The 8,078-nt window shown below is 69.5% G+C and carries 7 protein-coding genes; 2 read left to right on the top strand and 5 right to left on the bottom strand.

All coding sequences use genetic code 11. From position 1 onward, the window contains the following. Window positions 1–424 precede the first annotated feature (424 nt). Window positions 425–856 carry a cupin domain-containing protein gene (locus VES41_RS17285; RefSeq protein ID WP_324819575.1) on the top strand — a complete coding sequence of 144 codons (432 nt, stop codon included), beginning with the start codon at window positions 425–427 and terminating at the stop codon, window positions 854–856. A gap of 4 nt (window positions 857–860) precedes the next feature. Here VES41_RS17285 and cydX read toward each other — a convergent pair whose 3' ends face one another. The 5 genes from cydX to cydD form a co-directional block, all read right to left on the bottom strand. Continuing rightward, the gene (gene cydX / locus VES41_RS17280; RefSeq protein ID WP_324819502.1) at window positions 861–998 is read right to left on the bottom strand and encodes a cytochrome bd-I oxidase subunit CydX; all 138 of its coding nucleotides are present in this window, start codon (window positions 996–998) and stop codon (window positions 861–863) included. Between the two features lie 18 nt (window positions 999–1,016). Further along, window positions 1,017–2,171 carry a cytochrome d ubiquinol oxidase subunit II gene (gene cydB / locus VES41_RS17275; protein ID WP_324819500.1) on the bottom strand — a complete coding sequence of 385 codons (1,155 nt, stop codon included), beginning with the start codon at window positions 2,169–2,171 and terminating at the stop codon, window positions 1,017–1,019. A gap of 18 nt (window positions 2,172–2,189) precedes the next feature. Beyond that, window positions 2,190–3,785 carry a cytochrome ubiquinol oxidase subunit I gene (locus VES41_RS17270; RefSeq protein ID WP_324819498.1) on the bottom strand — a complete coding sequence of 532 codons (1,596 nt, stop codon included), beginning with the start codon at window positions 3,783–3,785 and terminating at the stop codon, window positions 2,190–2,192. Between the two features lie 52 nt (window positions 3,786–3,837). Next, window positions 3,838–5,484 (bottom strand): amino acid ABC transporter ATP-binding/permease protein, encoded by a 1,647-nt coding sequence (locus tag VES41_RS17265; protein ID WP_324819573.1) that lies wholly within the window; start codon window positions 5,482–5,484, stop codon window positions 3,838–3,840. A gap of 113 nt (window positions 5,485–5,597) precedes the next feature. Further along, window positions 5,598–7,316 (bottom strand): thiol reductant ABC exporter subunit CydD, encoded by a 1,719-nt coding sequence (cydD, locus tag VES41_RS17260; RefSeq protein WP_324819496.1) that lies wholly within the window; start codon window positions 7,314–7,316, stop codon window positions 5,598–5,600. 159 nt (window positions 7,317–7,475) lie between these two features. Here cydD and VES41_RS17255 point away from each other — a divergent pair, with 159 nt between their 5' ends. Then, on the top strand, window positions 7,476–8,075 hold the full coding sequence (locus VES41_RS17255; RefSeq protein ID WP_324819494.1) for a HupE/UreJ family protein: 600 nt from the start codon (window positions 7,476–7,478) through the stop codon (window positions 8,073–8,075). Window positions 8,076–8,078: the final 3 nt, after the last annotated feature.

Here is an 8,078-nt window from a genome sequence, read left to right as displayed (position 1 = left end):
CAATCGCAACAGCCCTCCCGAGCAACCGAAGGCCGCACGGCTTGCACGCCACGCCGCCCGGCCTGCGCTGTCCGTCGGCGGCCGCCTCTGTGCCGCCGAGGAGCGCAGTGAAGCCGGCCTGCGCGCACAGGTGTGCGCGCTTCAACTTCTGACTCGCCGTGTCTGTCTGAGCGCAGTGAACGCAGCGAGTTACACGGCGCAGGCCGGCTTCGCGAGCACCGCAGGGAAGCCCCGAAGGGGCCGGCGCAGTGAAGGCCGCCGGCGGGCAGCGCAGGCCGGGCGGCCTCCCCAAGAGCAGCAGCGCCCCGGCAGCCTCCTCAAAGGTAGCGCCCAGGTACAAGCGCCGCGCCCGCGCATCCGCACCCCAAGGAACACTTTATGCATGCCGCACCGCACCATCGACTTGGCGACAGGAGCGTGCCCCATGTTGGACAAGACCCAGACCCAGTTCTCGCATGTGAAGCCTGGTGATACGCAATTCACCGGCGGCGGCCTCAGGGATTTCTTCCTCTACCGCGACCTCGGCATCGCCCAGGCCACCAACGGCAAGGTCATTGCGCACCTCGTCAGGGCCAATCTGCCCCCGGAAGAGGGCACCGGCTGGCACCGTCATGAGGCGGATTTCCAGATCGTCATCATGATGAAGGGCTGGGCCCGATTCATGTACGAAGACAAGGAAGCGCTCGTCGAAGCCGGGGACGTGGTGCATCAGCGCCCCGGCATCCGGCACTACCTGTTCGACTACTCCCCCGACATGGAGTACCTCGAGATCGTCTCGCCCGCCGACTTCAAGAGCATCGACGTCGAGCCGGCCGCGGCGGTGCCCGCGGCAACGCCCTGGCCCGCGGCCGGCTGAATGCCTAATGCGGCCGCCGCGGCGGCTTTTCCAGCTTGTCGCGCCGCACCGCCTCGTCTTCCATCAGTTCGAACCACATCGCGTTGAGCACGGCAAAGGCCGCCGCCAGCGGCAGGCCGAGAATCCAGGCGAAATACCACATGTCGATGCTCCCTCGGGTTCAGTAGGCGTGGTCGCGGCCCTGCGCGATATCGTCGGCGTTGACCTTCCCGCGCAGGATCGAATAGACCCAGCTCGTGTAGGCCAGGATGATCGGCAGGAAGATGATGACGCACACCAGCATGATGAACAGCGTCATGTGGCTCGATGAAGAGTCCCATACCGTCAGGCTCACGCGCGGATCGATCGACGACGGCAGGATCATCGGGAACATCGACACGCCCACGCTCAGCACGATCCCGGCGATGCCCAGCCCGCTCATGATCAGCGCCAGCAGCGGCTTGCGCGCCAGCAGCAGCACCCACGCCAGCGCGGCGCCGGCCAGGCCCACCAGCGGCACCAGGTAGAGCGCCGGATAGGACGCATAGTTGGCAAACCATGCGCCCGCGTGCGCCTCCACCGTCTTGGCCAATGGGTTCGACGGACCGGTCGTGATCACTTCGCTGGTGATGCGGTAGCCGCCGATGAACATGTACAGCAGCACCCCGCCCAGCAGGTAGAGCACGATGGTCAACAGCGCCGCGGTGCTGCCGAAGCGGCGCGCCCGCTCGGCCACGGCGCCCTCGGTCTTGAGCAGCACCCAGGCGCCGCCGTGCATCACCAGCATGGCGACGGACAGCAGGCCGCACAGCAGCGCGTACGGGTTGAGCAGCCCGAAGAAGCTGCCCGTGTAGTGGATCTGCATGTCGTCCTCGAGACGGAACGGCACGCCCTGCAGCACGTTGCCCACGGCCACGCCGCAGATCAGCGCCGGCACGAAGCCGCAGAAGAACAGCACCCAGTCCCAGCGCGTGCGCCACGCGGGGTCTTCGTTCTTGCTGCGGAACTTGAACGCCACCGGCCGCAGGATCAGGGCCGACAGGATGACGAACATCGCCAGGTAGAAGCCCGAGAACGAGACGGCGTACAGGTGGGGCCAGGCCGCGAAGATGGCGCCGCCCCCGAGGATCAGCCAGACCTGGTTGCCTTCCCAGACCGGGCCGACGGTGTTGATCACCACGCGCCGCTCCAGGTCGTTGCGGCCGACGAACGGCAGCAGCATGTTGGTGCCCAGGTCGAAGCCGTCCATCACCGCGAATCCCGTCAGCAGGATGCCGAGGAGCAGCCACCAGATCAGGCGCAGCACGTCGTAGGAGATGAGTTCATGCAGGATCATTTTTTTTCCTTGTTTCGCTCATTCGGCGCCGACCGGCACGCTGGGAGGCATGTGCCCGCGGCGCCGCGCGTCGGCCACCGTCTCCGGGCGCAGTTCGGGGCCCTTGCGGATTGCCTTGAGCAAGAGCTTCCACTCGATGATCAGCAGCACCGTATAGAGCAGCGTGAAGATCACGAGCGTCAGCAGCACCGTGCCGGCACCCAGGTTCGACACCGCCACTGCCGTCGGCAGGACACCCTCGATCACCCAGGGCTGGCGCCCCAGCTCGGCGACGATCCATCCGCACTCCGCGGCCAGGAACGGCAGGGGGATGCTCCACAGCGCCACCTTCAGCAGCCAGCGGTGCCGGTCCAGCGTGCGGCGCGCCGACAGCACGAAGAAGGTGAAGGTCAACAGGATGAAGAAGATGCCCAGGCCGACCATCACGCGGAACGACCAGTACAGCGGCGCCACGGGCGGCAGGGTGTCCCGGGCCGCCTGCCGGATCTGCTCGGGCGTTGCCTGGCGCGGGTCGTCGACGTAGCGCTTGAGCAGCAGTGCGTAGCCCATGTCCGCGCCGTGGTCCTCGAAAGCCTTGCGCGCATCGTCGGGGATGGCGGCGCTGCGGCCGGCCGCACGGATCTTCTGCAGCGCGTCGTATGCCTTGATCCCGTTGGTGATGCGCACCTCGGCGCGCTTGATCAGTTCGTCGATGCCCGGAATCACCGTGGTCAGCGAGCGCGTGCCGATCAGGCCCATCACCCATGGAACATGCACGGCGAAGTGCGTCTCGCGCGCGGCCTGGTCCGGAAAGCCGAAGGCGGTGAACGCGGCCGGCGCCGGCTCGGTTTCCCACATCGCCTCGATGGCGGCCAGCTTCATCTTCTGGTGCTCGGTGGAGAGGTAGCCGCTTTCATCGCCCAGCACCACCACCGACAGCGAGGCGGCCAGCCCGAACGATGCGGCCACGGTCATCGAGCGCTTGGCCAGCTCGATGTGGCGACCCTTGAGCAGGTACCAGGCCGAGACGCCGAGCACGAAGATGGCCGCCACCGTGTAGCCGGCGGACACGGTGTGCACGAACTTGGCCTGCGCCACCGGGTTGGTCAGGACCTCGGCGAAGTTGTCCACCTCCATGCGCAACGTCTGCGGATTGAAGACCGAGCCGACCGGGTTCTGCATCCAGCCGTTGGCAATCAGGATCCACAGGGCCGAGAAGTTCGAGCCCAGCGCCACGGCCCACGTGGCGATCAGGTGTCCGACCTTGGACATGCGCTCCCAGCCGAAGAAGAACAGGCCCACGAACGTGGCTTCGAGGAAGAAGGCCATCAGCCCTTCGATGGCCAGCGGGGCGCCGAAGATGTCGCCGACATAGTGGCTGTAGTAGGACCAGTTCATGCCGAACTGGAACTCCATCACCACGCCGGTGGCCACGCCCATGGCGAAGTTGATGCCGAACAGCACGCCCCAGAACTTCGTCATGTCGCGCCATATCGGGCGACCGGTCATGACGTACACCGTCTCCATGATCGCCAGGATGATCGACAGGCCCAGCGTGAGCGGCACGAACAGGAAGTGATAGAGCGCAGTGAGCGCGAATTGCAAGCGTGACAGTGCGACGATGTCCAGATCCATGGCTCTTCCTTTCTTGTGGTTTCTTGTAGCCGACCCTCAGCCCTCGTTCCCTTCAGTCCCGCCTCAGCGATGCGAGCAGCGATTCGAACGCCGGTGTTCCCCGTATCGCCTCCTCGACGAGACATCCGTCCTGCACGCGCAGCAGCCGGTCGGCCAGCGCAGCCTCGCGCCGCAAGTGGGTCGCGATCACGAGACTGCGTCCCTGCGCCAGCCCTTGCAGGCGCCGCAGGACATCGTGCGCAACGCGAGTGTCCAATGCTTCGGTCGGCTCGTCCAGTAGCCACAGGGCACAGTCGCGCAGCAGGAGACGGGCCAGCGCCAGCCGCCGGGCCTGGCCGCCGGACAGGCCGAGGCCGCCTTCGCCCAGGCGGGCATCGAGGCCGCCGGGCAACTCGCGAACGTCCGCCGCAAGGCCGGCCGCGTCAAGGGCCCACCAAAGCCGGGCATCGTCGGCGCCGGGCGCGGCCAGCAGCAGGTTGTCGCGCAGCGTGTCCTGGAACAACTCGGTGCGCTGCGTGAGCCAGCTCGCCGGCAGCGCGTGCACGCTGCCCGAGAGCGCCGTCACCTCGCCGGCCACCGCGGCCAGCAGCGTGGACTTGCCCGCGCCGCTGCGGCCGACCAGTGCCACGCGTTCGCCGGGCGCCACGCGCAGGTCGATCGCCTTCAGCGCCGGGCACGCGCTGCCTGCATGCGTCACGCTCATGCCCGAGATCAGGACCGTGGTGCCGCCCGGCGGGGCCGACACCGCGCAAGCATCGCCCGCATCGGACAGGCGTGGCGCGATGCGCCGCACGGCCAGGAGGCTGCGCCCCAGTTCCATCGCGCCACGTCGCAAGCCCGCCAGCGGCTCGGTCGAGCCGACGGCCAGCAGCACCAGCAGTGCCGCCGCAGGAACGCTCATGCCGCGCGCATCGACCATCCAGGCGGCCGCCAGCAGCACGCCGGCGAGCACCACGGCGCCCAGCGCGCCGTAGGCCAGGACGGCACGCGCCTCCAGACCCTGCAGCTCGGCCTCGCTGCGTGCCAGCCGCTGGTCGGCGCGTTCGAACGCTTCGCATTGGCGCTGCAGGTGCCCGGCCATCACGAGTTCGGCCTGGCCCGCCAGCAGGTCCACGGTGCTCGCGCGCAGGCGCTCCAGGTGCAGTGCGCGGCGCATGGACAGGTGCCGCGCGCGCCACCCGGTCCACAGCGCAATTCCCCATCCTGCCGCCAGCAGAAGTGCCGCGAGCAGCAACGCGAACCACATGTCGAAGAAGGCCATCACCAGCCCGGCCATCAGCGCCGCGCCCGCCGCGCTCAATGCCGGCACGGTGACCCGCAGGTAGAGCGACTCCAGGGCATCGATGTCGCCCGTCAATCGGTACAGCAGCCGTGCCGGCCGTGCCAGCAGGCGGCGCGCCGCGCGAGGCCGGGCCCAGCCCAGGAACAGCCGCTCGCGCAGCGCCGCGCTCACGCCCAGCGTGGCCTCGTGCGTCACCAGCCGTTCGCCGTAGCGTGATGCGGTGCGCCCGATCGCCAGCAGTCGGATGGCCGCCGACGGCATGAACACATCGAAGGCCATCGCGCTCGCGACCTGCATGCCGGCCAACGCGGTGGCCGCGATGAACCAGCCCGACAGGCCGAGCAGCGCCATGCCCATCAGCACCGTGGTGGCCGCCAGTCCGGCGCCCAGGGCGAGCATGGCCGGCCGCGCCGACATGTAGAGCCTGGCCACGGCACCCAGCTCGCGCTGCAGCCCGCCCTCTCGCCGCGCCGGAGGGGCCGATGCCTTCAACACCGCCGCAAGCGCCTCGCCGTCGATCTGCCGTGCGCTCATTGGATGCACATGGCGCCGGCGCCATCGGAAGGTTGCAGGTGGACCACCCTGTCCATGCGCGCGGCCAGCAGCGGGTCGTGCGTGGCGACGATCAGGGTGCGCCCCACGGCCAGCTTCAGCAGCAGGTCGCCGACCTGCAGGGCGGTCTCGCTGTCCAGGTGCGCCGTGGGCTCGTCCAGCAGCAGCAGGTCGGCCCGGCGCGCACGCAAAGCCAGCCGTGCCAGCGCCAGGCGTGCCAGCTCACCCCCGGACAGGCCGGCACCGCCCTCCCCCAATGCCGCCGCCGGATGGGCCTGTGCCACCGAATCGAGACCGGCAAGCGACAGCGCGTCGACCGTGTGGTCGAGCCGCGGCAGGGGATCGCCCGGCACCAGGTTGGCACGGATCGAGCCGGCAAATACATGCGGCTTCTGCCCCATCCAGCCGATCCGGTCGCGGACCCGCGCGGCCCCTTCGTCGTCGAGGAGCGCGCCGCCGATCTCGATCTGCCCGGCCCGCACCGGCAGCAGGCCCGCCAGCAAGGCCAGCACGGTGCTCTTGCCGCATCCGCTGGCGCCGAACAGCGCCACCCGTTCGCCGGGCGCCACGTCCAGCGCGAAGGCCTCGGCGCCTGCATGCAAGCGCGGCCCGTCGCCGTCATGGAGGCGCAAGCCGCGCACGGACACCGCCGGCGGGCCACCCGAGGCCATCGGCTCGGCCGATACGCCGCCGGCCAGTGGTTGCCCGGCACCGGGCAGCGCCAGGCCCGGCCGCGTGAGTTGCGCCACCGCCTGCAACGCCGCCTCGCCGGCGGCACGGTCGTGCCAGGCGGCGGACAGGTCGCGCAGCGGCTCGAAGAATGCGGGCGCCAGCATCAGCACGAACAGGCTCTCGCCCAGCGTCAGCCGCCCCCGCCATGCACCGAATTCCAGTTGACCGAGCAGATGGAAGCCCACGTACACGGCGACCATCGCAACGCCGAGCGCGGCAAAGAGCTCCAGTACGGCCGATGACAGGAACGCGATCCGCAACACCGCCATGGTGCGTTGGCGCAGTGCCTGCGCATTGGTACGCAGCCGCTGCGCCGTGATCCGGACTGCGCCAAGGCCACGCAATGTCTCGAGGCCGCGCAGGCGATCGAGCAGGAAGGCGTTCATGCCGCCCTGTTCGAGCAACTGTTCGCGGCTCGCCGCCTGGGCCCGCCAGCCGACGATGGCCATGAACATCGGAATGAGCGGGGCCGCCAGCAGCAGCACCAGCGCCGCAACCCACGAACAGGCCGCCACCGCCGCGAGCATGACCGGCGGGACCAGCATCACCCGCCAACGCGCGGGCTGGTAGCGCAGCAGGAAGGCCATCAGCAGTTCGGCCTGCTCGGCCAGCACGCTCGCGGCCAGGCCGGAAGCCGGGCGGCCTCGGTCCAGCGGCGATCGCGCCACCAGGGCGCGGCAGGTTTGCGCGCGCAGGTCGCCCAATGCAGCGCGTGCCTGGCCGAACAAGCGGCGTGCGCCGTCGGCGTCAGCCAGCGCGCGCGCCAGGCCAAGCAACAGCACGCCCAGGATCGGCGCGACGAGGTCCTCGAACCCGCGGCCATCGGCCATGCGCTGGACCGTCAACGCAACAAGCGCGGCCTGCGGAATCCACAACAGCGATGCCAGCACTTGCAGCAGCGCGCCGGCCTGCGGGCGGCTGGCCATGCCACGCAGGCGCTGTTCGACGCTGGGCTCGCCGTGCATTCCGGTATCAGTGCCTCGCGCAATGACGTGGACTCATGATGCGCACCGGCATGGCAGGACGGACCCGACGCCGGCAACCTCCTTCACAATGCGTTTTGTTGGCGCATCATGCCCGCGTTTTCGCATCCGCCGACGCTTACCCGACCAGCGCCGTTTGACATGAACACACTGTCCCGTCACCTGAAGATCGCATTGCCGCTCGCATTGGCCGCGTCTGCGGCACAGGCTCATCCAGGCCACGCCGCCGGGCTGGCCGGAGGCCTTTTGCACCCGTTGCTCGGCCCGGACCACCTGATGGCCATGGTCTGCGTGGGCATCGTCAGCGTGCAGCTCGGGGGCGCCAGCATCTGGCGCGTGCCAGCCGCCTTCGTTGCGGCAATGATCATCGGCGGCGCGGCCGGCTTCGCATGGGCGGGCGCGCATTTCGCCGAAGCCGGCATCGCCCTGTCGCTCGTCGCGCTGGGCTCTGCCATCGCCTTGCGCAAGCGCATGCCGCATGCGCTGGTCATGGCCTGCGTGGGCGCGTTCGGCTTCTGCCACGGCTACGCGCACGGGGTGGAGATTCCCGAGGCGGCCAGCCCGTGGCTCTACACGGCGGGGTTCGTCGCCAGCACGTGCGCGTTGCACGTGGCGGGCATCGGCCTGGGCTGGCTGGGCGCCCGCGGCACCACCGCCCGCGTCATGCTGCGCGCCAGCGGCGTGGCGGTGGGCGTGCTGGGCCTGGTCTACCTGGGCGGCATCGCCACGACCGCCGCCTGACCC

The sequence above is a fragment of the Variovorax sp. genome, from assembly GCF_035634955.1.
GTDB lineage: Bacteria > Pseudomonadota > Gammaproteobacteria > Burkholderiales > Burkholderiaceae_C > Variovorax.
The sequence above is the reverse complement of the archived record's forward strand: the minus strand, read 5'-3'. Positions and strand labels throughout refer to the sequence as shown.

Bases quoted from the DNA above. Each gene is read 5' to 3' on its own strand.
- VES41_RS17285 (WP_324819575.1), top strand. From the start codon at position 425: ATGTTGGACAAGACCCAGACCCAGTTCTCGCATGTGAAGCCTGGTGAT.
- VES41_RS17270 (WP_324819498.1), bottom strand. From the start codon at position 3,785: ATGGATCTGGACATCGTCGCACTGTCACGCTTGCAATTCGCGCTCACT.
- VES41_RS17255 (WP_324819494.1), top strand. From the start codon at position 7,476: ATGAACACACTGTCCCGTCACCTGAAGATCGCATTGCCGCTCGCATTG.
- VES41_RS17265 (WP_324819573.1), bottom strand. From the start codon at position 5,484: ATGTCGGCGCGGCCGGCCATGCTCGCCCTGGGCGCCGGACTGGCGGCC.
- cydD (WP_324819496.1), bottom strand. From the start codon at position 7,316: ATGCACGGCGAGCCCAGCGTCGAACAGCGCCTGCGTGGCATGGCCAGC.
- cydX (WP_324819502.1), bottom strand. From the start codon at position 998: ATGTGGTATTTCGCCTGGATTCTCGGCCTGCCGCTGGCGGCGGCCTTT.
- cydB (WP_324819500.1), bottom strand. From the start codon at position 2,171: ATGATCCTGCATGAACTCATCTCCTACGACGTGCTGCGCCTGATCTGG.